The organism is Streptomyces sp. FIT100 (genome assembly GCF_024584805.1).
Classification (GTDB): domain Bacteria; phylum Actinomycetota; class Actinomycetes; order Streptomycetales; family Streptomycetaceae; genus Streptomyces.
Window position 1 is genome coordinate 2,540,463 of sequence record NZ_CP075715.1, and the last position, 24,234, is coordinate 2,564,696.

Sequence of the window (24,234 nt, forward strand, 5' to 3'; positions counted from 1 at the left end):
CGACAGGTTGCCTCTGCGTACAGACCTGAACACCCATGAACGGAACGCAACATTCCGTCCTGTGCGCGCCGCTCTTCGAACGGCCCCTAGTGCTTAGAACGGGTCGAAGTCGTCGAACTCGCGCTCGGCCTCGTCGCGCTCGGCCTCGCGGTCCTTGCGGCGCTGGGCCGCGGGCCGCGGAGCCTCGAAGCGGTGGTCCTCGCCGCGGCGGCCGAGCATCTCCGCGCCGGACATCATCGTGGGCTCCCAGTCGAAGACGACGGCGTTGTCCTCGGGGCCGATGGCCACACCGTCGCCGGCCCGGGCGCCCGCCTTCATCAGCTGCTCCTCGACGCCGAGGCGGCTGAGGCGGTCCGCGAGGTAGCCCACGGCCTCGTCGTTGTTGAAGTCGGTCTGGCGCACCCAGCGTTCGGGCTTCTCGCCGCGCACGCGGAAGAGACCGTCCTCCTCCTGCGTGACCGTGAAGCCCGCGTCGTCGACCGCCTTCGGGCGGATGACGATCCGGGTCGCCTCCTCCTGCGGCTTGGCCGCGCGCGCCGCCGCGACGATCTCGGCGAGCGCGAAGGAGAGCTCCTTCAGCCCCGTACGGGCCACCGCCGACACCTCGAGGACGCGATAGCCACGCTCCTCCAGGTCCGGGCGGATCATGTCCGCGAGGTCCTTGCCGTCCGGGATGTCGATCTTGTTCAGGACGACGATGCGGGGCCGGTCGTCGAGGCCGCCGTACTGCTTCAGCTCCTCCTCGATGACATCGAGGTCGGTGAGCGGGTCGCGCTCGGACTCCAGCGTCGCCGTGTCCAGCACGTGCACCAGCACCGAGCAGCGCTCGACGTGGCGCAGGAACTCCAGGCCGAGGCCGCGGCCCTGGCTGGCCCCCGGGATCAGACCCGGCACGTCGGCGATCGTGTAGACGGTCGCGCCGGCCGTGACGACGCCGAGGTTCGGCACGAGCGTCGTGAAGGGGTAGTCCGCGATCTTCGGTTTGGCCGCGGACAGGACCGAGATCAGCGAGGACTTGCCCGCGCTCGGGTAGCCGACCAGCGCCACGTCGGCGACGGTCTTGAGCTCCAGGACGATGTCGCCGGACCGGCCCGGTTCGCCGAGCAGCGCGAATCCGGGCGCCTTGCGACGCGCCGAGGCCAGCGCCGCGTTGCCGAGGCCGCCGCGGCCGCCCTCCGCCGCCACGTACGTGGTGCCCTGACCGACCAGGTCGGCGAGCACCTCGCCGTTCCCGTCCAGCACGACCGTGCCGTCGGGCACCGGCAGCACCAGGTCCTGGCCGTCCTTGCCGGAGCGGTTGCCGCCCTCGCCGGGCTTGCCGTTGGTCGCCTTGCGGTGCGGCGAGTGGTGGTAGTCGAGCAGCGTCGTCACCGACTGGTCGACGGTGAGGATCACGTCGCCGCCGCGGCCGCCGTTGCCGCCGTCGGGTCCGCCGAGCGGCTTGAACTTCTCCCGGTGTACGGAGGCGCAGCCGTGGCCTCCGTTACCCGCGGCGACATGCAGCTCGACGCGGTCCACGAAGGTGGTCATGGGGTGTGCCTCCAGTACGTACGGAAATGTCTACTGCGTGCTGTGCCTCTTGCACAACATGCGAAAGGCGGACCCACTTCCCGTACTTCCGTACGAGTAGTGAGGTCCGCCCTCGCGAAGCTCGTTCCTGCTGGGGGTCCGGGGGTTACCCCCCGGTAAAACGCAGCACGGGGCCTGGATCAGGCGACCGGAACGATGTTCACGACCTTGCGGCCGCGGTGGGTACCGAACTCCACCGCACCGGCCTGCAGCGCGAACAGCGTGTCGTCGCCGCCGCGCCCGACGCCGGAGCCCGGGTGGAAGTGGGTGCCGCGCTGGCGGACCAGGATCTCACCGGCGTTGACGACCTGACCGCCGAAGCGCTTCACGCCGAGCCGCTGAGCGTTGGAGTCGCGACCGTTCCGGGTGGACGATGCGCCCTTCTTGTGTGCCATCTCTCCTCAGTCCCTTACTTCGCAGCCGCGGGGATCTCAGTGACCTTGATCGCCGTGTACTGCTGGCGGTGGCCCTGACGACGACGGTAGCCGGTCTTGTTCTTGTAGCGCAGGATGTCGATCTTGGCGCCCTTGTGGTGGTCCACGACCTCGGCCTGGACCTTGATCCCGGCCAGCACCCAGGGGTCGCTGGTCACGGCGTCGCCGTCGACAACGAGCAGGGTCGAGAGCTCGACCGTGTCGCCAACATTGGCGGTGGAAATCTTGTCAACCTCAACGATGTCGCCGACAGCAACCTTGTGCTGGCGACCACCGCTGCGCACGATGGCGTACACGCGGATCTCTCTCTCGCTCGGAACGGAATCCCCTGATGCCAGCCGTCCGCACGGGCCGGGGCCCGGACTGTCCGCGAAGGATGGACGGCCTCTCCCGACCCGGGGTCGGGAGGGAGGTGCTCAGAAGCAGGCGGGTATGGGAACACGCCGACGGTCAAGGTTACGGGGCGCGCCTCAGGGGGTCAAACCGGGCCCGGCGCGTCCGGACTCCCTGGCGCGCGGCCGGTCCCGGGCTGTTGGATGAGCGCTCGTGCCCCTGCGCTCCCTCCTCACCATGCCCCGTCTGTTCCGGCACGGCTCCGCCATCGGCGCGGACCTCCCCCCGGACGAGGCGGTCGTCCTCGACGCGCGGCCCGCCCCGCTGCGCGCCGCGGTGTCCGCGGCCACCGCGGGCGACCACGGACCGGCCCGAGAGCTGCTCGCCACGACCCGGCTCGGCGCCGAGTGGGAGCGGCGCAGCTCCTGGGTCGGCGTGCTCGCCGAGTCCGCCCTGCACACTCCCGGCTGGCTGGACGCCTGGCTCAGCGAGTCGCCGGAGGACCCGGACGCCCTGCTCGTCAAGGCCGAGCTGTGCATCCACCGGGCGTGGGCGATACGTACCGGGGCGCGCGCCCGACATGTGTCGCGCGACCGGTTCCGGGCGTTCTTCGCGCTGCTGGAGGACGCCGTCCCCGTCATCGGCGCCGCCGCGGAGCTCAACCCCGACGACCCGGTGCCCTGGCGGATCGCTCTCACCCACGCCCGCGGCAGCCAGGCGCCGCGGGAGGTCTTCGACGCGTACTGGGCCGAGGCCACCGCACGCGCACCGCACCACTACGGCTGCCATGCCACCGCGCTCCAGTACCTCTGCGACAAGTGGTACGGCTCGCACGAGGAGATGTTCGCGTTCGCCGAGCGGGCCGCCACCGACGCCCTGCCCGGCTCGAAGCTGAACGCCCTGCCGCTGGCCGCCGCCGTCGAGTACGACGTCGTGGCGGACGACACCGAGGACGGGCCGATCGACCGGTCCCGCATCACCGCTGCCGTGGACCGCGCCCTGGAACTGTCCTCCTTCTACGAGCCGGGCGACCCGGAGGCCGCCGGCTTCCGCAACGAGCTCGCCCTGATGCTGGTACTCGGGCAGCGCTTCGAGGAGGCGCTGGACGTCTTCCGCGCGATCGGCGCGCACGCCCGGACACAGCCCTGGGGGTACTTCGGGGACGCCCGGGAGGAGTTCCTGGAGTTCCGTACGGGCGTACGCATGCAGATCGCCTCACGCATCCCGTTCTTCGCCACTCCTCCGCCCTCGGTGACCGGCAGCGCCACGGTCGCACCCGCGGGCCCCGAGGTCCATCTCCTCGCCATCGCCGCCGCCCCGCCCGCGAAGGTCGCCGAAGCCGCCCTGCTCTGCGGGGTCCCGCTGCGGATCGCCCCGGCCGGCGCCGCCGCCAGCTATGTGTCGCTCGCCCCCGACGCGTCCCCCGGCAAGCGGGCCTCGCTGATCGGCAAGGACCGGCTCACGGGGGCCGCGGACACCTTCACCACCGGCGAGAAGTGGTCCGCACTCGTGCTGCGCCGCACCGGCGACCGTGCCGGCTTCACCTTGCTCCACAAGGGCAAGGAGGCCGCGGCACACGAGTGGGACCCGGCCGCGCCGGTCGGCGAGCACGCCGCCGCCGCTGCCACCGCGGCCGTGCTCGCCCGCGTCTACGGCCTCCCGGACCCGCGCCCCCTCATCGGCCTCCTGCGCTCCCCGGACGCCCCGGCCCGGCGCCAGGCGGACCTGGTCGCCGCCCTCGGCCTCCCGCCGCTCCCCGAGGGGTTCGGCGAACGCCCCGACGTCCTCGCCACCGTCGCGGACGCCCGCCTCCTGGAGCGCCGCGGTCTCCTCGCGGGCATGCGCGACACCATGGCGGACGCCCCGGACCGCCTTCTCGTCGCCTCCCCGGGCGAGCGGCCGGCACCCCGGCCGCTGCGCTGGTGGCTGACGCGCTCCCTGGCCTTTGTGTTCTTCGCCACGGCCGCCGGCTACGCCTGGTGGTCCCCAGGCGTCGGCACGCTGCGGTCCGTCCTGTTCTCCCTGCTGGCGCTCGCCTTCGGCGCCCAGCTCGTCGGCCAGTATGCTCCCGGCGTACGCAGACACCGGAAGGCAGAGAAGTGAACTACAGGGTTCAGCCCAGCGCCCAGGTCGACGAGACGGCCGAGATCGGCGCCGGCAGCAGTGTCTGGGATCTCGCGCAGATCCGCGAAGGCGCCCGGCTCGGTGAGGGCTGTGTGGTCGGCCGGGGCGCGTACGTCGGTACGGGTGTCCGCATGGGCGACAACTGCAAGCTGCAGAACTACGCCCTCGTCTATGAGCCGGCCGAGCTCGGCAACGGGGTGTTCATCGGTCCCGCCGTGGTCCTCACCAACGACCACAACCCGCGCTCCGTCGACCCCGAGGGCAAGCAGAAGCGCGGCGGCGACTGGGAGGCCGTCGGGGTGAAGATCGCCGACGGTGCCTCGATCGGCGCGCGCTCGGTGTGCGTGGCCCCGATCGAGATCGGCCGCTGGGCGATGGTCGCGGCCGGTGCGGTCGTGACGAAGGACGTGCCGGACTTCGCGCTGGTCGTCGGCGTCCCTGCACGGCAGATCGGCTGGGTCGGCCACGAGGGCGTGCGCCTGGTCGAGCGCGAGGGCGAGGCCGGTGTGTGGGAGTGCCCGACGTCGGGACGGCTCTACCGCGAGACCCCCGGAGGGGCGCTCACCGAGGCGTAGCGAGCGAGAGCGTCTCAGAGGGATCAACCGAAGGCTCGTTTCCGGGCCCGTGCTCACCCGGTGTCCGACTCGCCCGAGAGTGCCGGGCGCCTGACAAGCAGACAAGCAATCGAGGCCGAATACATGTCCCGGACCGAAGTCCAGGCCCCGCCTGAGACGGACAAGACTGCCGCGAGCGAGGCTCCACCGCCGGGAAGGCCGGGAGCCCGGCTCTACGCGCTGGACGCGCTGCGCGTCGTCGCCGCGCTCTCGGTCCTCATATTCCACTTCACCGGCGTGGACGCGGCGACGAAGGCCAACTGGGGTGTGAACCCCAAGGAGCTCTTCCCCTGGCTGTTCCCCGTCACCTCCTACGGCTCGTACGGCGTCCAGCTGTTCTTCATCATCAGCGGCTTCGTCATCTGCCTGTCCGCCTGGGACCGCACGCCGGGCCAGTTCGTCAGGGCCCGCTTCCTGCGGCTCTTCCCGGCCTACTGGTTCTCGATCGTCGTGGCTTTCGTGGTGTGGCGCGGGCTTCCCGACGGCGAGCGCACGGCCCCCAGCATCAGCGACTCGCTGACCAACGTCACGATGTTCCAGGTCCCGCTGTCGGCCCGGCACCTGGTCGGCGCCTACTGGACGCTGTGGGTGGAGCTCACCTTCTACCTGATCTTCCTCGTGGTGCTGTGGAAGGGCCTGGACTACGTCCGCGTCTCGGTCTTCTGCTGGCTGTGGCTGCTGTCGAGCGTGCTGGTCCAGCAGGACCAGGACATCCCGCTCCTCGGCATCTTCGCCCAGCCGCTGAACACCGCCCTGTTCGTGTCGGGCATCGCGATGTACCTCATGTACCGCTTCGGTCCGGACCTCAAGCTGTGGGGCCTGCTCGGGGCGAGCTGGCTGGTGATGCAGAGCGACCTCGTCCAGCATGCCGACCAGCTTCGCCACGACAGGGGCATGGACCGCGACCCGTACATCGCGCTCGCCCTGGTGACCGTCTTCTACCTGCTGGTCCTGGCCGTGGCCCTGCGCAAGCTCGAATGGGTCGGCTGGAAGTGGCTGGCCACCGCGGGCGCTCTGGTCTACCCGCTCTACCTCCTCCACGAGGAGCTGGGCTGGGCGATGATCCGCGTGCTGTACGGGCACGTGGGGGCCTGGGCCACGCTGGGCATCACCACGGCCGTACTGCTCCTGCTGGCCTGGCTGGTGCACCGGTTCGTGGAACGGCCCTCGCAGAAATGGCTGCGCGCCACCCTGGAGAAGGAGTCCCGCAAGCGGGCGGCCACCGCCGACGGCTGATCGGGCGCCATACGAGAGGGCCCCGTCCGGCAGTGCCGGACGGGGCCCTCTTCGTGTCGCCGAGTGGTGTCAGCCGCCGATGACGACGCGGCGCACACCCTCCCAGTTGGCCGGGTCCGTGGTGCGGCGGCCGTCGACCAGGACGGTGACGTCCGGCAGGTCGGCGGCGGCCAGGTCGCGGTACTCGGCGTGGTCGGCCTGGAGGATCGCGGCGGTGACCTTCTCACCCTGGTGCGGGGTGAGGCCGTGGGCGGCGAGCTCGTCGGCCGTGTACATCGGGTCGGAGACGAACGGCACCGCGCCGCGCGCCGTGAGCGCCTCGACGACGCCGTAGACGCCGGAGAACGCGGTCTCCTTGACGCCGCCGCGGTAGGCGGCGCCCAGCACGAGGACGTTCACGCCGGAGAGGTCGCCGTAGGCCGCGGCCAGCAGGTCGACGGAGTACTGCGGCATGGCGGCGTTGGCCTCGCGCGCCGAGCGCACGACGGTCGCCTCCGGGTCGTTCCACAGGTACATCCGCGGGTAGATCGGGATGCAGTGGCCGCCGACGGCGATGCCGGGCTGGTGGATATGGCTGTACGGCTGGCTGTTGCAGGCCTCGATGACCTTCTTGACGTCGATGCCGTTCTTGTCCGCGAAGCGCGCGAACTGGTTGGCAAGACCGATGTTGACGTCGCGGTACGTGGTCTCGGCGAGCTTGGCGAGCTCGGAGGCCTCGGCGGTGCCCAGGTCCCAGACACCGTTCGGCTGCGGCAGGTCGTCGCGCTCGTCGAAGTCGAGGACCTGCTCGTAGAACTCCACGCCGTGCCGGGCCGACACCTCGTCGACACCGCCGACGAGCTTCGGGTAGCGGCGCAGGTCGGCGAAGACGCGGCCGGTGAGCACCCGCTCCGGCGAGAAGACCAGGTGGAAGTCCTCGCCCGCGGTCAGGCCTGAGCCCTGCTCCAGCATCGGTGCCCAGCGGGTGCGGGTGGTGCCGACCGGCAGGGTGGTCTCGTACGAGACGAGGGTGCCGGGCTTGAGTCCCTTGGCGATCGCCTCGGTCGCGGCGTCCATCCAGCCGAAGTCCGGCACGCCCTCGGCGTCCACGAACAGCGGGACGACGACCACGACGGCGTCGGACTGGGCGACGGCCGCGGTGGTGTCGGTGGTCGCGGACAGCAGACCGGCGCCGACGGTCTCCTTGAGCAGGCGGTCGAGGTCGTGCTCGCCGGGGAAGGGCTCGGTGCCGGCGTTGACCAGCTCCACGACCCTCTCGTTGACGTCGGCGCCGATGACCTTGTGGCCCTTGGCGGCGAACTGCACGGCGAGCGGCAGGCCGATCTTGCCCAGCGCGACTACACAGATATTCATCGGGTTACTTTCCTCTTCACACGGGACAACGTTCGGCGCAGTCGCCTGCCCACGCCGGCTGAGGGCTCCCAGAGCGGAGCCGTGGTGATCACCAGCCGTCCCTTGGTGTTCGCGTTGGCGGAGACGCGGTAGGGGACCTTCTCACGCCAGCGCCGCGCCAGGGGCAGCGGCAGGCCCAGGGTCTTCACCGGGACCTCGTACGTCGAGCCTGCCACGTCCAGATAGGCACGGACGCCCAGCTTGGCCCGCTCGGGCCGGACCGGGATCCGTGCGGTCAGGACCGTCGCCATCCCGTCGGGCGTGACGGTGCGGCTCGACTCGCCTGCCGGGGCAGGGAGTTCGGTGCCGACGGGCAGCCGGCGGGCGCCGGGCTTGTCGGCGCTCTTCGGCATGGCCTTGGGGGCGAGCCGGATCACCGCGCCGTCCGTGTCGCCGGACACCGGCACGCGGACGGCAACGACCAGTGTCAGCTCCTGGCCGGACTGCTCCCACGCCGCGGAGACCAGTCCGGTGCCGTCGGCGAGCTGCTTGGGCACGGACTCGCCGATGACCTCGAAGACCCGGTCCGGCAGGCCCAGTGCCGGGTCGCGGAAGCCGGGATAGCGGACGTAGGCGCGTCCGCCCTCGAGGAGCAGCGGAGGCGCCCCGTGGGCGGCCTCGTCGCTGATCGCGCGGACGAGCTCGGCGACGGCTCCGCGCTGGGCCAGCGCGATGCGCACGCGCCGCTTGACGTCCATCGCGTCGCGCAGCGCGTCGGTGAAGTACTCGTCGGCGAGGCTCGCGATGCCGGCGCAGACCTCCCGCTGCGTCTGCGGGTCCAGCGCGGGGAAGTCGTCCTGGACGAGCTTGGCCAGCTCCCAGGTGAAGTGGCGCTTGAAGAGCGCGTCCCGCTGCGGGCCCGCCCCGACCAGCCCGGCGGCGTGCTTCATGATCTCGGTGGTGCAGCGCAGCCGCGAGAGGTGGTTGGCCCGGTAGGTGATGTTGCTGGCGTCGCCGCGCTTGACCGCGTAGTAGAACGTGTAGTCGGCGAGGACCGAGATCCTGCGGGCGCGCACGCACGCCTCGATCGTGAACGGCTGGTCGCTGCCGACCGGCAGGTCCTCGGGGAAGCGCAGCTTGTGCTTCTCCACCAGCTCGCGCCGGAAGAGCTTGGTGTTGGCGAGGGTGAACGGCAGCGCCGAGTCGTACAGGCTGACGTCCGGGTCGTCCTTCTTGTACAGGGCCTGGTGGACATAGCGGCCGTTGGTGCCCACCATCTTGCCGACGACCACGTCCGAGCCGTGTGCGTCGGCACAGGCGACCAGGCGCTCAAGCGCCTGGTCGCCGAGATAGTCGTCCGAGCCTATGAAGTAGACGTACCGGCCGGTGGCGAGCTCCAGGGCGCGGTTGCTGGGAGCCGCCGGGCCGCCCGAGTTCTCCTGGTGGATCACCTTGACCGTGCCCGGGTAGCGCTCCGCGAAGCGGTCCAGCTCGGCACCGCTGTCGTCGGTGGAGCCGTCGTCGACCGCGACGACCTCCAGACGGTCCAGTCCGATGCTCTGCCCGACGAGGGAGTTCAGGCACTCCGTCAGGTACGGCATCGTGTTGTACACGGCGACGACGACGGTGACGTCAGGAGTCCTCGTCATGATCTCGCCCCCGGCCTGACGTCCGCGAGCAGCCGCGTGTAGAGCTGGTCGAGCACCTCGGCCTGCGCCTCCCACGTCCAGGTGTCGAGCAGACCGGGCTTGTCGTAGGCGGCCCGGTAGCGCTCGGGGTCGGCGAGGACGGCCTTGATCGCGCGTACGAGGTCGTCGATGTCCTCGGCCTTGCAGACCTCGCCCTGGCCGGTGGAGCGGGTGACCTCCGACATGGTCTTGACATCGCTGACGACCAGCGGCAGCCGGGCGTGCGAGTACTCGAAGAACTTGGTGATCAGTGCGATCTCGTGGTTCGGCCAGTGGTGGATCGGGATGCAGCCGACATCGGCGGCGGACAGGAAGCGGACCACCTGCCAGTGCGGCACGTAGGGCACGGCGTGCAGCCGGTCGCCGACGCCCAGCTCCTCCGCACGGCGCAGCAGGCTCTGGATGTACGCGGCGGCCGGGCTGGGCACGACGAACGCCATGTGGGCGCCGTCCAGCTTCGGCAGCGCCTCGACCATGTCGCCGAGGCCGCGCTGCGGACCGGGCGAACCGCTGTAGACGACCAGCGGGACGTCGGGGCCGATGCCGCACAGCGCCCGCAGGTCGGGCACCGGCTCGAAGTCGTCCAGCGTCTCGTCGACCTCGACCGGCCGGTCGGGGGCGTTCAGCACGACGGTCGGCTGCTCCTTCAGGCCGTGGCGCTCGCGCAGCAGGTCGCCGAGCCCTTCGGAGACGGTGACGACGGCGTCGGCGTACGGGGCGAACTCGCTCTCGTGCGCGGTGTTGCCCGGGATCCAGTGGGCGTTGTCCTCCCAGGGCCGCACGCCGGGCAGGAACTCATGGGCGTCCCAGACCAGCTTGACGTTGCGGCCGGCCGCACGAGCCCGTATCGCGGCGCGTGCGCCGACACCGAGCATGCGGAAGTCGTTGGCGTGGATCAGATCGGGCTTCAGCGCGTCGATCTCCTTGCCGTACGTCAGCTCGTAGTCCCACAGCACCGGCTCCAGCCTGCGCCAGGCGCGGTTGCCCTTGAGCGCCTTCCAGGACGCGGTGAAGGCGCGGTCCAGCGGACCCCGCAGCCGGCGCCCGGCCTTCTGCGCCTCACGGGTCTGGCGGGCCCGGAAGCCGACCCACTTCAGCAGGAACTTGGACGCGGGGCCGGCAGCGATCAGCCGGACCTTCTCGGTCGTGCGGAACAGGGGCGAGCCGACGGCCTCCGGCGCCACGCGCAGCGCGGCCCGGCGGGTGGCGACGTCCGCGCGCCACGCCTTCGCCCACTGGCGGCGGTAGGCGGCGAGCGGCCCCGGCGGGTAGGCCAGCGGACGGCGCAGCGGCGAGCGGTGCCGCTCGGCGTGCCGCTTGGCCAGCGGCGTCTTCAGCGGAAGCAGCCGCACCTCGGCGTCGCCGAGCTTCCAGGTGCGCCCGTTGCCGGAGCGCACCAGGCCGAGCAGGACGACGTCCCAGCCGGCGTCGGCCGCGGACTGGGCGGCCTTCTGCACCCGCGAGTCGCCCTCGACCTTGTTGTCGACCAGCATGACGACGCGGCCCTTGACGGGACGGGACGCATCGGCACTCTGCGTTTCCATGAACAGCCTTTCTGGACCGGTCACTTGAGGAAGCCGCTCAGGACCTGGGCGGTCCAGGTTCCGTCGTGGTACGTGCGGGCGAACTTCGCCGACTCCTGCCCGATCAGGGCGGTGCCCTCGCGGTCGGCGACGAGCGACTCGACGACCTCGCGGAGATCGGCCGGGGTGGCGCTCACGATCGGCAGGGCGCCCTGCGTGGCACCGCGCACCTGGTCGCTGATGTAGCCGACCACGGGCTTGCCCGCGGCCATCGCCTCGACCGCGAAGGTGCCGTAGCTGCCGGTGGTGAACTGGTCGAGCACGAGGTCGCAGCCCTGGACGAGCTCCTGCATCTCGGCCACCGGGATGCCTTCGGCAAGCCGGAAGTCGATCAGGCCCTTGTCGTGGAGCTCGGTGAGGACCGGCATGATCCGGTCGGTGCCCTTGGTCCACCGCTTGGACGGGGCGTGCAGCACGACGGGCCGCTTGCGCTCCATCACCGGACGGTCCGTGGACCAGGAGTCGACGTCCACGACGAGCGGGGTCCATGTGGCGGTCGGCAGGTCGTCGAGCAGGTCGGGCGTCGTGACGTAGAGCGGGAGCCCGCACTCGTCGGCGATCTTCCTGTTCCGCTCGGCCTTGGCCTGGAGCTTCGCCGCGATGCCCGCGGGTGCGTCGCGGAAGAGCGAGTACTCGTGGCGCTCCATGTGCCGGCCGGGGTGCCGGATCTCGCTGCCGTGGGCGAGCAGCCCGACCTTGATCCCGGCGTGCTTGAGGGCCGCCAGGTCGCCGGCGATGGTGCCGCCGTTGAGCAGTCCGAAGACGGGCATGAACGCGTCGGCGAGCAGGTGTGTGTAGCGGCCGACGATCCGCTCCACCTGCTGGAACTGCGTGTCGAGCTCGTCCAGCCTGGTCGCGTCGACATAGACGTCGGCCGGGTAGTCGAAGGACTCCGGGCGCTTGTTCATCACGACCTCGACGGACACGTCCGGGTCGAGACGGGTGATCGCCTGGGCGTACGCGGCGGCCTGCCCCGCGTAGTTCGCCGGGCCGAGACCCAGCTTGATCCGGGTGTTACCGAGCTTGCGCCAGGCCGGCTCGCCCTCCTTGGGCTCGGCGGACCGCACCGCGCTCGGGGACTCCGTGACGGTCCACGCGATCTCCGGACGCGGGCCGGGCGGGGTCTTCTTCGACAGCTGCCGGTAGAGCTGGAGCAGCCGGCCGCTCTGCTCCTCCCACGACAGATCGGTGAGGACCTCCTCGGTGATGTTCGCGGCGAGCTCGTCGCGGCTCTTCATGGCGCGCGCGGCCGCCGCCGCGAAGGTCTTCGGGTCCTCCCAGGTGAAGACCTCGCCCAGACCGTGCTCCTCGACGTACGCCTTGATGACCTTCACGTCGCTGGTGACCAGCGGCAGCCGGGCCTGGAGGTACTCGGAGACCTTCGTCGGCAGCGAGACCTCGCAGTTGGGCACGCGCCGGAAGGGGGTCAGTCCCAGGTCGGCCGACGACAGGTAGTCGGCGACTTCGTACTGGGGGACGTACGGCACCAGGTGGACCCGGTCGCGTACGCCGAGGGACCCGGCTCGCGCCAGGAGCTCCTCCAGGAGCGGGGTGGTACGGCCCACGACGAGCGCCAGGTGGACGTCGGGCAGCTCCGCCAGCCCGTCGATCACCGCGTCGACGCCCCGCTCGGGGCCGATCCAGCCCGAGTAGACCATCAGCGGCACCTCGGGGCCGAGGCCGCATGCCTGGCGGACCGACGACCGGGACTTACCGCTGCCGATCACCTCGCGGACCGGCGAGTTGCCCACGACCAGCGGCAGCTCGGACAGCTTGTGGTCGTTCTTGAGCAGCTCCGCCATCTGCGCCGAGACGGTGACGACGGCGTCGGCGCGGCCGATGAACTCGGCCTCCATCGCCGGAAGGGCGGACGCCTGGCGGGCGTTGGGCCACTCGACGCCCTTGATGTACTCGTGGGCGTCGTACAGCCAGGCACAGCGGTGGCCACTCGCCTTGAGCCGCGCGGCGCTGCGGGCCGCGGTGACGATCATGGTGGCGTCGTTGGCGTGGATGACGTCCGGCTTGAGCTCCTCGATCACCGGGCCGAAGGCCAGGTCGAGATCGATCACCTGCGGCCAGTCGCGGCGCCAGTCGCCGACGGGCGCCGGGTCCTTGGGACGGCGGCGCTGCTCCCACTGGAAGGCCCGGACCCGCAGCCGGTGGACCGTGCGGCGGGCGCGCAGCATCGCCTTGACCGAGATCCGGCGCGGGGTGCCCGCCCAGTTGCTCTCGGCGGACTTCTGCCGGACCCAGGCTCGGTACGCCGCCCGGTAGCGGTTCAGCGCGGCCTGGTCCTGAAGGTGGAACTGCGTGGCGGCGGACCGCACCGGATGGGTCTTGCGCGCGGTCACCGCCCGGGAGTACTCCTTGCCCACGGGAACCCGGATCACGTCGATCGGGCCCATCTTGGAGTGCTGGACACGCTTGGTGTCGCTCCTGCCGACCAGGGTGACGTGCCAGCCGTCGCGGGCCGCCGCGACAGCGGTCTTCTGTACCCGCGAGTCACCCGTGATGCCGTTGGCGACGATCACCACGAGCCTAGGTCGGCGGGCAGGGGATTCCATTGCGTACTTCCTCCGGGTGGAACGCATAATTCGGCGTCCCCGGTTCCCTTGCGAGGGAACCGGGGACCGGCGCGGGCAGCCGCGTACCCGCCGCCGAAGCGGGGTCAGACAGCCGGACCGCTGACGCTGTCGAGGCGGACGGTGGTACCGGTGGTCGCCGACTCCAGTACGGCCGCGGCCACCTCCACGGTACGCAGGCCCTGCCGCAGAGTGCAGATGTCCGGGTCCTTTCCGAGCACCGCGTCGCGGAAGAGCTCGTGCTCGACCAGGAGCGGCTCGCGCTTCGGGATGGCGTAGCGGATCATGTCGCCCTCGGCGACACCGCGGAACGCGCTCAGAGCCTCCCACTCGGTGGCCACGGCGGCGTTCGAGTAGAAGGTCAGGTCGGCGGTGAGGGTGTCGGCGATGAAGCAGCCGCGCTCGCCGGTGACCGAGGTGAATCGCTCCTTCAGCGGGCTCAGCCAGTTCACGAGGTGGCTGACCATCGTGCCGTCGCTGAGCTTGCCGACGGCGGAGACCATGTCCTCGTGGGCGCGGCCGGACTTGGAGACCGTGTGCGCGGCGATCGAGGTGTACGCCTGGCCGGTGACCCAGGCCGTCAGGTCGATGTCGTGGGTGGCGAGGTCCTTGACCACGCCGACATCGGCGATGCGGTGCGGGAACGGGCCCTGGCGGCGGGTGACGACCTGGAACACGTCGCCGAGCTCGCCGGCCTCCAGCCGCGAACGCAGACTGCGCAGCGCCGGGTTGCAGCGCTCGATGTGGCCGACGCCGGCGACCAGGCCGCGCGACTCGAAGGCGTCGACGAGGCGGCGGGCGCCCTCGACGGTGTCCGCCACGGGCTTCTCGACGAGCGCGCAGACCCCGGCCTCGGCCAGCTTCAGGCCGACTTCCTCGTGCAGTCCGGTCGGGCAGGCCACGACGGCGTAGTCGATGCCGAGGGCGATCAGCTCCTCGACGGTCGACAGGACGGGGGCGCCCTGCGCCCAGCCGTTCTTGTCGCCCATGGGGTCGACGACGGCGACGAGCTCGACACCGTCGAGCCCGGCCAGTACGCGGGCGTGGTGGCGTCCCATGGAGCCGAGGCCGATCAGGCCGGCCCGCAGTGCAGCGGCAGTCACAGGTTCTCTCCCAGCGCGTTCACGGCGGTGACGATGCGCTCAAGATCGCCCTCGGTGAGGGAGGGATGGACGGGCAGCGAGACGACCTCGGCGGCGGCCCGCTCGGTCTCGGGCAGGTCCCAGTCGCGGCCGGCCTTCTGGTCCGGCTCCCAGTACGGCTTCAGCCGGTGGATGGGGGTCGGGTAGTAGACGGCGTTGCCGACGCCCGCCTCGGTGAGCTTCGCCATGGCGGCGTCGCGGTCACCGCGGATACGGACCGTGTACTGGTGGTAGATGTGGCGCGCACCCTCGGCGACGACCGGCGTCACGACGTTCGGCGCGGTGATGTTCGCCGACAGGTAGGCGGCGTTGGCGATGCGCTGCTCGGTCCAGCCGGGGAGCTTGGCGAGCTGGACGCGGCCGACGGCGGCGGCGACGTCTGTCATGCGCATGTTGGCGCCGACGATCTCGTTGGCGTAGCGCTGCTCCATGCCCTGGTTGCGCAGCAGGCGCAGGGTGCGGGCGATCTCGGCGTCGGCCGTGGAGATCATGCCGCCCTCGAGGCTGTGCATGTTCTTGGTCGGGTAGAAGCTGAACGTGCCGCCGGAGCCGAACGCGCCGACGGGCGTGCCGTTCAGCGCGGCCGCGTGCGCCTGGCAGGCGTCCTCGACGACGGCGAGCTTGTGCTTCTCGGCGATGGCCATGATCTTGTCCATCGCGGCGGGGTGGCCGTACAGGTGCACCGGCATGATCGCGGCGGTGCGGGGGGTGATCGCGGCCTCGACGGCGGCCGGCGACAGGCAGTACGTGTCGGCCTCGATGTCGGCGAAGACGACGTCGGCGCCGACGAGGCGGACCGCGTTCGCCGAGGCGGCGAAGGAGAACGAAGGAACGATCACCTCGTCACCCGGGCCGACACCAAGCGCCATCAGAAGGAGGTGCAGCGCGGAGGTACCGGAGTTGACGGCCACGCAGTGGCGGCCCTCCACGAGCTCCGAGAAGCCCTCCTCGAACGCGGCCACCTCGGGGCCCTGTACGACCCGGCCGCTGCGCAGTACGCGTACGGCGGCCTCGATCTCTTCTTCACCGATGACCGGGCGGGCAGCAGGGATGGGCTGCGCGTTGCTGCTCGGCATGGACGTCCTCCTTGAACACCGCAAGAGCTCTATATGGCAGAGGTCCGGGGCTGCGGGGCGTTTTCAGGGCCGCGCGTACCCCTCCGGCGTGATTGCCGACGCCCTACCGAGGAATTGCTTCCGGGACCGGCCTGTCCCTGAGAACCGGGCCCGTCACCGACCGTAGTCTCTGGGCGGGGGCCCGCACACGGCAGCGACCGCCGTCACATTATCAGGGATTTCCCTGTCAATTTCTGGGCTGTTAACGCGCCCATGCATCAATTACGAAACAAAGCAGTGCCCCGCCCCTCGACGCGAGAGGCGGGGCACTGATGCTTCAACCGATCGTCACCAGTTGTTCAGCTGTCGACGGAAGCGGCCGCGGACGCCGTCACGGAGGGCAGCGCCTGCTGCTCCGCCGCGGCGGTCTTCTTGGTGGCCGCCTTGGTGGCCTTCTTGGCGGTCGTCTTCTTCGCAACGGTCTTCTTGGCCGCCGTCTTCTTGGTGGCGGCCTTCTTCGCCGTGGCCTTCTTGGCCGTCTTGCGCGCCGCCTTCTTGGCCGGGGCGGCCTCCTCGGCGTCCACCGCCGTGGCGGCCTCGGCCTCGGGCTCCGTCTGGGGCGCTGCGGCGACCACGACGACCGCGGCCTCCTCCGCACCGGACGGCGAACCGGCCGGGGCGGTGACCTTGCGGGTCACCCGGCGACGGGCGCGCGGGGCGGCGGCCGTGAGCTCGGCCTCGGCCTCGGGAGCCGAGGGAGCCTCCACCACCGGGGCCGGGGCCTCGGCAGGAGCCTCGGTCACGATCTCGACGGGGGCCTCGGTCCCCTTCGGCGAACCGGCCGGGGCCGTCGCCTTACGGGTCGCCCGGCGGCGGGTGCGGCCCGCGGGGGCCGCCTCCTCCGCGACGCCTTCCGCCTCGGACCGGGGCTGCGGCTCGGCTGCGGCTGCGGCTGCGGCTGCGGCCGGAGCGACTTCCGCGGCTGCGGCGGGGGCCGCCTCGACGACCTCCTCCCGCACCGGCTGGGCCTGCTTCGGCGCACCCGCCGGGGCGGTCGCCTTGCGGCTCGCCCGACGGCGGCCACGGCCCCGCACGGCCGCCTCGGCCTCGGCGACGCTGCCGTACAGCTCCTCGTCCGGGGCGAAGGCGGGCTCGGGCAGCGCCACCGGAGCGGCGGCCTCCGCCGCCACCTCGGCCTCGGTCTCCAGCTCCTCGGCGGGCGGGGCCTCGGCACCCGGCGCCTCGACGACGACCTCGTGCTCGTGCTCGTGGACGTGCTCGGCACCACCACGGCCGCGCTTCTTGGCGCGCTTGCCGCCACCGCCACCGCCCGTGGTGGCCGGCTGCTCCATGTGCACGATGACACCGCGGCCGTTGCAGTGGACGCAGGTCTCCGAGAACGACTCCAGCAGACCCTGGCCGACCCGCTTACGGGTCATCTGGACCAGGCCGAGCGAGGTGACCTCTGCCACCTGGTGCTTCGTACGGTCCCGGCCCAGGCACTCCAGCAGGCGCCGCAGCACCAGGTCCCGGTTGGACTCCAGCACCATGTCGATGAAGTCGATGACGACGATGCCGCCCAGGTCGCGCAGGCGCAGCTGGCGCACGATCTCCTCGGCCGCCTCCAGGTTGTTCCTGGTGACGGTCTCCTCGAGGTTGCCGCCCTGACCGGTGAACTTGCCGGTGTTGACGTCGACCACGACCATCGCCTCGGTCTTGTCGATCACCAGCGAGCCGCCGGACGGCAGCCAGACCTTCCGGTCCAGCGCCTTCATCAGCTGCTCGTCGATCCGGTACGTCGCGAAGACGTCGACCTCGGAGGTCCAGCGGTTCAGCCGGTCCGCCAGGTCGGGCGCGACGTGCGAGACATAGCCGTGGATGGTGTCCCACGCCTCGTCGCCGCTGACGATGACCTTGGTGAAGTCCTCGTTGAAGATGTCGCGGACGACCCGGACGGTCATGTCCGGCTCGCCGTAGAGCAGGGTCGGGGCGTTGCCGTTCTTCGCCTTCTTCTGGATCTCCTCCCACTGCGCCTGGAGCCGCTCGACGTCACGGCGCAGCTCGTCCTCGCTGGCGCCCTCCGCGGCGGTGCGGACGATGACGCCCGCGTCCTCGGGGACGATCTTCTTGAGGATGGTCTTCAGCCGGGCGCGCTCCGTGTCGGGCAGCTTGCGGCTGATACCGGTCATCGAGCCCTCGGGCACGTAGACCAGGTAGCGGCCGGGGAGCGAGACCTGGCTGGTGAGGCGGGCGCCCTTGTGGCCGATCGGGTCCTTCGTCACCTGGACGAGGACGGACTGGCCGGACTTGAGCGCGGTCTCGATCCGGCGCGGGCCGTTGGCGAGCCCGAGCGCCTCGAAGTTGACCTCACCGGCGTACAGGACGGCGTTGCGGCCCTTGCCGATGTCGACGAAGGCGGCCTCCATCGACGGCAGGACGTTCTGCACCTTGCCCAGGTAGACGTTGCCGACGTACGAGGTCGACTGCTCCTTGTTGACGTAGTGCTCGACGAGCACGTTGTCCTCGAGGACGCCGATCTGGGTGCGCTCGCCGTTCTGCCGGACGACCATGACGCGCTCGACGGCCTCGCGGCGCGCCAGGAACTCCGCCTCGGTGATGATCGGCACCCGGCGGCGGCCCTGCTCGCGGCCCTCGCGGCGGCGCTGCTTCTTCGCCTCCAGACGGGTCGAGCCCTTGATGGACTGCACCTCGTCCGACGGCTCCGCCTTGGCACGGGGCTCACGGATCTTGACGACCGTACGCTCCGGCTCGTCGGTGCCGGGCTCGGTGTCGGCGGCCTCACCGCTGCGACGGCGACGACGACGGCGACGACGGCTGCTGCTGGTGCCGGGCGCGGACGGCGTGCCCGTCTCGTCCTCCTCGCCTTCCTCGTCTTCCTCCTCGCCCTCGGCCTCGGCCTCCTCGCCCTCTTCCGCCTCCAGGCCCCCGGCGGTCTCGGCCTCCTCCGCCTCGGCGGGCTCGCCACGACGGCGGCGACGGCCACCACGGCGGCGACGGCGCGAGGGGCGGTCCTCGTACTCGTCGGTCTCCTCGGCCTCCGGCTCCTCCGCCTCGACCTCGGCCTCGTCCGCGGGCTCGGTCTCGGCGGCCTCCACGGCCGCGGCGGGCTCGCCCCGGCGGCGACGGCGACGGCGCGAGGGGGTCTCGGCGACCGGCGCGGGCTGCTCGGCCTCTTCCTCCTCGACCTCCTCGGCGGCCTCGGCGGCGGCCGCGGCAGCGGCGGTCTCCGGCGTCTGGAACATCGGCTCGGTGAAGACCGGCGCCTGGAAGACGGGGACGGCGGGCCTGGTGGCACGACGCCCGCGGGCGGGCTGCTCGGGCTCCTCGGCCTGCTCGGTCCTGTCCGCCTTCGCGGCCCGGGCGGGCTCGGCGGCGAACTGCGGCGCGGAGGCACGGCGCGTACGGCCGCGGGAAGCGGCCCGCTCGGCCGCCTCGACCTCGGCCTCGTCGGCGGCGATCTGGGCGAGGGAGTCCGCGGGCAGCGACTCGCCGCCCGTCAGGGCCTCGTCCTCCTGCACGGGCGTGCCGACCCGGCGGGCGGCGCGGCGGCGGGTACGCCCGCGGGGAGCCTCCTCCGCCTGCTCGGCCGCGCTCTCCTCGGCAGCGGGCTCTTCGACTGCGGGCTCTTCGACAGCGGCCGTCTCCCCGGCCTCGGCGGCCTCGGGCGCCCCGGCGGGGGCGCTCACCCGGCGGGTGGCGCGGCGGCGGGTACGCCCGCGCGGAGCCTCCTCCGCCTCCTCGGCGGCGCTCTCCTCGGCGGCGGCCTCTTCGACTGCGGGCTCTTCGGCGGGTACGGCAGCGCGGCGCGTGGCCCGGCGGCGCGTACGCCCGCGCGGAGCCTCCTCCGCCTGCTCGGCTGCTTCCTCGGACCCGGCCTCTGCGGTCACGGCCTCCGCGGTCGGGGTGACGGGCTCGGCCTCGGCCGCCTGCGGCGTACCGGCCGGGGCGGTCGCCCTGCGGCGGGTACGGCGCGCGGGCGCCTCAGCGGCCCCGGTCTCCGCGGCGTTCTCGCTCACGGCACCTTCCTCAATGTCTTCGTCGGTCGCGACGGCCTCGGCCGCCGCCACCGAAGCGGGCGCCCCTGCGGGGGCGGTCGCCTTGCGCGTCGCACGACGGCGTGCACGCGGCGCGGGCGCCTCAGCGGTCTCGGCGACAGGCGTCACGGCGGCCTCCGTGGCCACGGCGGGCTCCATGGGCTCGGCGGCCTCGGCGACGGCCTCGCCGGCAGCGGGCGCCCCTGCGGGGGCAGTCGCCTTGCGCGTCGCACGACGGCGCGCACGCGGCGCGGGCGCCTCAGCGGTCTCGGCGACAGGCGTCACGGCGGGCTCGGCAATGGGCTCAGGGGCGGAAACAGGCGCGGCGGCCTCGGCCTCCGCATCCGATATGGCCGCGGTGACGGATGCGGTCACATCGGTGACCGTCTCCACCGGCACGGCGGCCGTCGGCGGCCCCGCCGGGCGGGACGCCGCGCGGCGCCTGCGGCGCGGGGGCAGCGTGTCGCTGGGGGTGGAATTCTCGTTGTGTTCGGTGTTGTCCCCGGACGTACCGGGGTCGTTCTGCTCGAGCATGCGGGCGGTTCTCCCGTCACGCTCCCGGGCGCCACGCCTCGATCCGGTCCGGCGGCGCAGCCCGCGTGATGAACGCGGGGCCCGTCGTCCGGGGCGCGAGCGCCGCACGGGAGCTGTATGTCTGGCTCGCCGGTTCCGTACGCGATGTACGCACGGCCTGGCGAAAGTCTCCTGTCAGTGCGCTGCCCGACCCAGGTGGCTTCCGAGTACGAGGGCGGCGCTGCGACGACTGCCCTTACGCGGAACCTTCCGGCGCCGTCGCGGCGGCGGGTACGGCGACCCCTGAGCGATCGGCTGGGGCGGCCGTGACTGCCTCGCGGTCGGGCGCGAGCGGGTCGGTCACCGTGCCGGACTCCTCGTCGAAGAGCCCCTGCGCCAGCCTGGTCACCGCTGCGGGGACCGGCGGCGCCAGGTCGGCCACAGCTCGGAGACCGGACAGGACGTCGTCGGGTCGAACGGCGGGTGTCACGTGCCGCACAACCAGCCGCAGTATCGCACAGGGGCCCTGTCCGGGCCTATCAGGCTGTGGAGAGTCCGCCCGGAGCCCGGCCACGGCACCCCGTGCGTCGAAGGTGCGCATGCCGTTCTTCGTCCGGCGCTGGACCTCCACCGTCCCGGCCGCGAGAAAGGACTCGACGGCCTTCGCCGCGTCCTCGACGGCCACGCCGTCGAGCCGCAGCTCCCAGACCGACGCGGCCAGCCGGTCGGCCAGACCCGACGTACGCGCCTCGACCGCGTCCGTGATGTCCAGCCCGGCCGGCAGCGACTCGTCGAGCAGGACCCGCAGCTTCTCCGGGTCCCGGTGCTCGGTGAGCGCGATCTCCAGGTACTCGGCCTCCGAGCCCGTTCCGGTGGGCGCGGCGTTCGCGTACGAGACCTTCGGGTGCGGGGTGAAGCCCGCCGAGTACGCCATCGGCACCTCGGCACGGCGCAGCGCCCGCTCGAAGGCGCGCTGGAAGTCACGGTGGCTGGTGAACCGGAGGCGGCCGCGCTTGGTGTAGCGCAGTCGGATGCGCTGCACCGCAGGTGCGGGCGGCGGGCCTTCGGGCTGTCGCTTGCCCAGTGGTTCTTCTCCTCGGTGCGGGACGGGCGCGGTGGCGCGCCGCCCTTTCTGGCCTGTGGTGACTCCCCGGGGCCCGTAGGGCCGCTCTCAGCCTGCTTTCGCAAGGAGATCCCGGCTCCGGGCGCCACGCCGGGGACAGTCGGTGCGTGGTGCGTCCCTCCCAGGTTACGCTCGCGGGCCCGTCCGGGTACCACGGCACCGGTCCCGCCGGCGCCGCCGGGCTTCCCTGCGGGCCACACCGGTAACTGCGACCCCGGATCACGTGAGGGGTGGCTCGTACTCCGCCAGCGCCACGACCCGGTCGGCCGCGACGTCGAAGCCGAGCACGGGACGACTGCCGTCGCCGCCCTCGGAATCCATCAGCACCGGCTTGCCCAGGCGCCGTCCGATCGCCGTCAGGAATCCGCAGAGCACATCGAGTCGCTCCTGTCCTTGGAGCTCCCGGAGGTCGACGTCGAAGTCGATCTTCTCAGCGGCATAGAACCGGAAGATCGCCAGCACATCGACGGTCGGCCAGACCCGCAGTTCAGGACAGTCCGCGTCAGCGGACCGGGACAGCGGACCGGGACAGCACCGTCTCCGCCCGGGGTAGCGGCAGCACCATCCCGCCTTCGGAGTACCGGAACGTCCACCCCTGCTCCCTGACGAGATCAAGAACCGCCTGCCAGTTCTCCACCGAGGTGTCAGGGACACACACGTCCGGCAGCGACCCCATCTCGACCGGGTCGAAGAACCACTTGACGTCATCCCACCGCAGATCGGCCACCACGCCCTCCTCCTCGCCGTGCCGCCCCCACGCCGACCGGACACGACCGGACACCAGCGAGCCCTCTCCCTGGACAGGAAGAGGGCTCAGCCGGTCACCCGCTTCAGTGCGCGTGGCCGCTCACAGCGGGCGCCGGTGCAGCGTTCTTGACCGTCAGGGGCAGCAGCTTCTTGCCCGTCGGGCCGATCTGGATCGACGTGTCCATCTGCGGGCAGACACCGCAGTCGAAGCACGGCGTCCAGCGGCAGTCCTCGACCTCGGTCTCGTCGAGAGAGTCCTGCCAGTCCTCCCAGAGCCAGTCCTTGTCCAGGCCGGAGTCCAGGTGGTCCCAGGGCAGGACCTCCTCGTACGTGCGCTCGCGCGTCGTGTACCAGTCGACGTCCACGCCGAAGGACGGCAGCGTCTTCTCGGCGCAGGCCATCCAGCGGTCGTACGAGAAGTGCTCGCGCCAGCCGTCGAAGCGGCCGCCGTCCTCGTAGACGGCGCGGATGACGGCGCCGATGCGGCGGTCGCCGCGGGAGAGGAGGCCCTCGACGATGCCGGGCTTGCCGTCGTGGTAGCGGAAGCCGATGGAGCGGCCGTACTTCTTGTCGCCGCGGATCTTGTCGCGGAGCTTCTCCAGGCGGGCGTCGGTGCCCTCGGCGGAGAGCTGCGGGGCCCACTGGAAGGGGGTGTGGGGCTTCGGCACGAAGCCGCCGATGGAGACCGTGCAGCGGATGTCGTTCGAGCCGGAGACCTCGCGGCCCTTCTGGATCACCTTGGTCGCCATGTCGGCGATCTGGAGCACGTCGTCGTCGGTCTCGGTCGGCAGGCCGCACATGAAGTACAGCTTCACCTGGCGCCAGCCGTTGCCGTACGCGGTGGAGACCGTGCGGATCAGGTCGTCCTCCGAGACCATCTTGTTGATGACCTTGCGGATGCGCTCGGAGCCGCCCTCGGGGGCGAACGTCAGACCCGAGCGGCGGCCGTTGCGGGTCAGCTCGTTGGCCAGGTCGATGTTGAAGGCGTCGACGCGGGTGGAGGGGAGGGACAGGCCGATCTTGTCGTCCTCGTACCGGTCGGCGAGGCCCTTGGCGATGTCGCCGATCTCGCTGTGGTCGGCGGAGGAGAGGGAGAGGAGTCCGACCTCTTCGAAGCCGGTCGCTTTGAGGCCCTTGTCGACCATCTCGCCGATGCCGGTGATGCTGCGCTCCCGCACGGGGCGGGTGATCATGCCGGCCTGGCAGAAGCGGCAGCCGCGGGTGCAGCCGCGGAAGATCTCGACGGACATCCGCTCGTGGACGGTCTCGGCGAGCGGCACGAGGGGCTGCTTGGGGTACGGCCACTCGTCGAGGTCCATGACGGTGTGCTTGGAGACGCGCCACGGCACGCCGGACTTGTTCGGCACGACGCGGCCGATGCGGCCGTCGGGCAGGTACTCGACGTCGTAGAAGCCCGGGACGTACACGCCGCCGGTCTTCGCGAGGCGGAAGAGGAGCTCCTCGCGGCCGCCGGGGCGGCCCTCGGCCTTCCAGGCGCGGATGATCTCGGTGATCTCCAGGACGGCCTGCTCGCCGTCGCCGATGACGGCGCAGTCGATGAAGTCCGCGATCGGCTCGGGGTTGAAGGCGGCGTGGCCGCCCGCGAGGACGATCGGGTCGTCGACGGTGCGGTCCTTGGCCTCCAGCGGGATGCCGGAGAGGTCGAGAGCCGTGAGCATGTTGGTGTAGCCGAGCTCGGTGGAGAAGCTCAGGCCGAACACGTCGAACGCCTTGACCGGCCGGTGGCTGTCCACGGTGAACTGCGGGACGCCGTGCTCGCGCATCAGGGCTTCGAGGTCCGGCCAGACGCTGTAGGTGCGCTCGGCGAGGACGCCCTCCCGCTCGTTCAGTACCTCGTAGAGGATCATGACGCCCTGGTTGGGCAGTCCGACCTCGTACGCGTCCGGGTACATGAGCGCCCAGCGCACGTCGCAGCTCTCCCACGGCTTGACCGTGGAGTTCAGCTCACCACCGACGTACTGGATGGGCTTCTGCACATGCGGGAGCAGAGCTTCGAGCTGTGGGAAGACCGACTCGGCAGACATCTCTCAGCGACTTTCGTGGGCTGGCGTGGGGCGACTCTCAAGCGTAACCCGATCGCGGG

Annotated in this window: 15 protein-coding genes and 1 pseudogene; 3 read left to right on the top strand and 13 right to left on the bottom strand. The window is 71.6% G+C overall.

Going from position 1 to position 24,234, the window contains the following annotated elements:
* Window positions 1-93: 93 nt before the first annotated feature.
* From obgE to rplU, 3 genes are all read right to left on the bottom strand, one after another.
* Complete coding sequence (obgE, locus tag KK483_RS11100; protein WP_262005067.1) at window positions 94-1,530, bottom strand: GTPase ObgE; 1,437 nt, start codon at window positions 1,528-1,530, stop codon at window positions 94-96.
* A gap of 179 nt (window positions 1,531-1,709) precedes the next feature.
* Window positions 1,710-1,964: a 50S ribosomal protein L27 gene (rpmA, locus tag KK483_RS11105; RefSeq protein ID WP_189937709.1), complete on the bottom strand. Its 255-nt coding sequence runs from the start codon at window positions 1,962-1,964 to the stop codon at window positions 1,710-1,712.
* Window positions 1,965-1,978: 14 nt separating this feature from the next.
* Window positions 1,979-2,299 (bottom strand): 50S ribosomal protein L21, encoded by a 321-nt coding sequence (gene rplU, locus KK483_RS11110; RefSeq protein WP_262005068.1) that lies wholly within the window; start codon window positions 2,297-2,299, stop codon window positions 1,979-1,981.
* Between the two features lie 250 nt (window positions 2,300-2,549).
* Between rplU and KK483_RS11115 the strand changes: the two genes are divergently transcribed.
* From KK483_RS11115 to KK483_RS11125, 3 genes are all read left to right on the top strand, one after another.
* Complete coding sequence (locus tag KK483_RS11115) at window positions 2,550-4,439, top strand: hypothetical protein (RefSeq protein WP_262005069.1); 1,890 nt, start codon at window positions 2,550-2,552, stop codon at window positions 4,437-4,439.
* Window positions 4,436-5,035 (top strand): acyltransferase, encoded by a 600-nt coding sequence (locus tag KK483_RS11120; protein WP_262005070.1) that lies wholly within the window; start codon window positions 4,436-4,438, stop codon window positions 5,033-5,035. The genes KK483_RS11115 and KK483_RS11120 overlap by 4 nt, the downstream gene beginning before the upstream one ends.
* Before the next feature lie 123 nt (window positions 5,036-5,158).
* Window positions 5,159-6,310 (top strand): acyltransferase, encoded by a 1,152-nt coding sequence (locus KK483_RS11125; protein WP_262005071.1) that lies wholly within the window; start codon window positions 5,159-5,161, stop codon window positions 6,308-6,310.
* Between the two features lie 69 nt (window positions 6,311-6,379).
* Here the strand turns inward: KK483_RS11125 and KK483_RS11130 are convergent, their stop codons facing one another.
* The 10 genes and pseudogenes from KK483_RS11130 to KK483_RS11175 all read right to left on the bottom strand — a co-directional run bounded on the left by KK483_RS11130 (window position 6,380) and on the right by KK483_RS11175 (window position 24,175).
* Complete coding sequence (locus tag KK483_RS11130; protein WP_262005072.1) at window positions 6,380-7,663, bottom strand: nucleotide sugar dehydrogenase; 1,284 nt, start codon at window positions 7,661-7,663, stop codon at window positions 6,380-6,382.
* Complete coding sequence (locus tag KK483_RS11135; RefSeq protein ID WP_262005073.1) at window positions 7,660-9,291, bottom strand: glycosyltransferase; 1,632 nt, start codon at window positions 9,289-9,291, stop codon at window positions 7,660-7,662. The genes KK483_RS11130 and KK483_RS11135 overlap by 4 nt, the downstream gene beginning before the upstream one ends.
* Window positions 9,288-10,874 carry a glycosyltransferase family 4 protein gene (locus KK483_RS11140; RefSeq protein WP_262005074.1) on the bottom strand — a complete coding sequence of 529 codons (1,587 nt, stop codon included), beginning with the start codon at window positions 10,872-10,874 and terminating at the stop codon, window positions 9,288-9,290. The genes KK483_RS11135 and KK483_RS11140 overlap by 4 nt, the downstream gene beginning before the upstream one ends.
* Before the next feature lie 20 nt (window positions 10,875-10,894).
* Entirely contained in the window at window positions 10,895-13,477 is a 2,583-nt protein-coding gene (locus KK483_RS11145; RefSeq protein ID WP_262005075.1) for a glycosyltransferase, read from the bottom strand.
* A 104-nt stretch (window positions 13,478-13,581) separates the two neighbouring features.
* The gene (locus KK483_RS11150; RefSeq protein ID WP_262005076.1) at window positions 13,582-14,598 is read right to left on the bottom strand and encodes a Gfo/Idh/MocA family protein; all 1,017 of its coding nucleotides are present in this window, start codon (window positions 14,596-14,598) and stop codon (window positions 13,582-13,584) included.
* The gene (locus KK483_RS11155) at window positions 14,595-15,713 is read right to left on the bottom strand and encodes a DegT/DnrJ/EryC1/StrS aminotransferase family protein (RefSeq protein ID WP_262005077.1); all 1,119 of its coding nucleotides are present in this window, start codon (window positions 15,711-15,713) and stop codon (window positions 14,595-14,597) included. The genes KK483_RS11150 and KK483_RS11155 overlap by 4 nt, the downstream gene beginning before the upstream one ends.
* A 338-nt stretch (window positions 15,714-16,051) precedes the next feature.
* Window positions 16,052-20,281: a ribonuclease E/G gene (locus tag KK483_RS11160; protein ID WP_262005078.1), complete on the bottom strand. Its 4,230-nt coding sequence runs from the start codon at window positions 20,279-20,281 to the stop codon at window positions 16,052-16,054.
* Window positions 20,282-20,516: 235 nt separating this feature from the next.
* Window positions 20,517-21,302 carry a TIGR03936 family radical SAM-associated protein gene (locus KK483_RS11165; protein WP_262005079.1) on the bottom strand — a complete coding sequence of 262 codons (786 nt, stop codon included), beginning with the start codon at window positions 21,300-21,302 and terminating at the stop codon, window positions 20,517-20,519.
* A 300-nt stretch (window positions 21,303-21,602) separates the two neighbouring features.
* Window positions 21,603-22,110, bottom strand: a pseudogene (locus KK483_RS11170) (hypothetical protein).
* Between the two features lie 103 nt (window positions 22,111-22,213).
* Window positions 22,214-24,175, bottom strand: coding sequence for a TIGR03960 family B12-binding radical SAM protein (locus tag KK483_RS11175; RefSeq protein ID WP_262005080.1), 1,962 nt, complete (start codon window positions 24,173-24,175; stop codon window positions 22,214-22,216).
* Between the last annotated feature and the right edge of the window lie 59 nt (window positions 24,176-24,234).

Excerpts from the sequence above, each read along its gene's own strand:
- KK483_RS11145 (WP_262005075.1), bottom strand. The coding sequence starts at position 13,477 with ATGGAATCCCCTGCCCGCCGACCTAGGCTCGTGGTGATCGTCGCCAAC.
- KK483_RS11160 (WP_262005078.1), bottom strand. The coding sequence starts at position 20,281 with ATGCTCGAGCAGAACGACCCCGGTACGTCCGGGGACAACACCGAACAC.
- KK483_RS11125 (WP_262005071.1), top strand. The coding sequence starts at position 5,159 with ATGTCCCGGACCGAAGTCCAGGCCCCGCCTGAGACGGACAAGACTGCC.
- rpmA (WP_189937709.1), bottom strand. The coding sequence starts at position 1,964 with ATGGCACACAAGAAGGGCGCATCGTCCACCCGGAACGGTCGCGACTCC.
- KK483_RS11135 (WP_262005073.1), bottom strand. The coding sequence starts at position 9,291 with ATGACGAGGACTCCTGACGTCACCGTCGTCGTCGCCGTGTACAACACG.
- KK483_RS11130 (WP_262005072.1), bottom strand. The coding sequence starts at position 7,663 with ATGAATATCTGTGTAGTCGCGCTGGGCAAGATCGGCCTGCCGCTCGCC.
- KK483_RS11155 (WP_262005077.1), bottom strand. The coding sequence starts at position 15,713 with ATGCCGAGCAGCAACGCGCAGCCCATCCCTGCTGCCCGCCCGGTCATC.
- obgE (WP_262005067.1), bottom strand. The coding sequence starts at position 1,530 with ATGACCACCTTCGTGGACCGCGTCGAGCTGCATGTCGCCGCGGGTAAC.
- KK483_RS11175 (WP_262005080.1), bottom strand. The coding sequence starts at position 24,175 with ATGTCTGCCGAGTCGGTCTTCCCACAGCTCGAAGCTCTGCTCCCGCAT.
- KK483_RS11140 (WP_262005074.1), bottom strand. The coding sequence starts at position 10,874 with ATGGAAACGCAGAGTGCCGATGCGTCCCGTCCCGTCAAGGGCCGCGTC.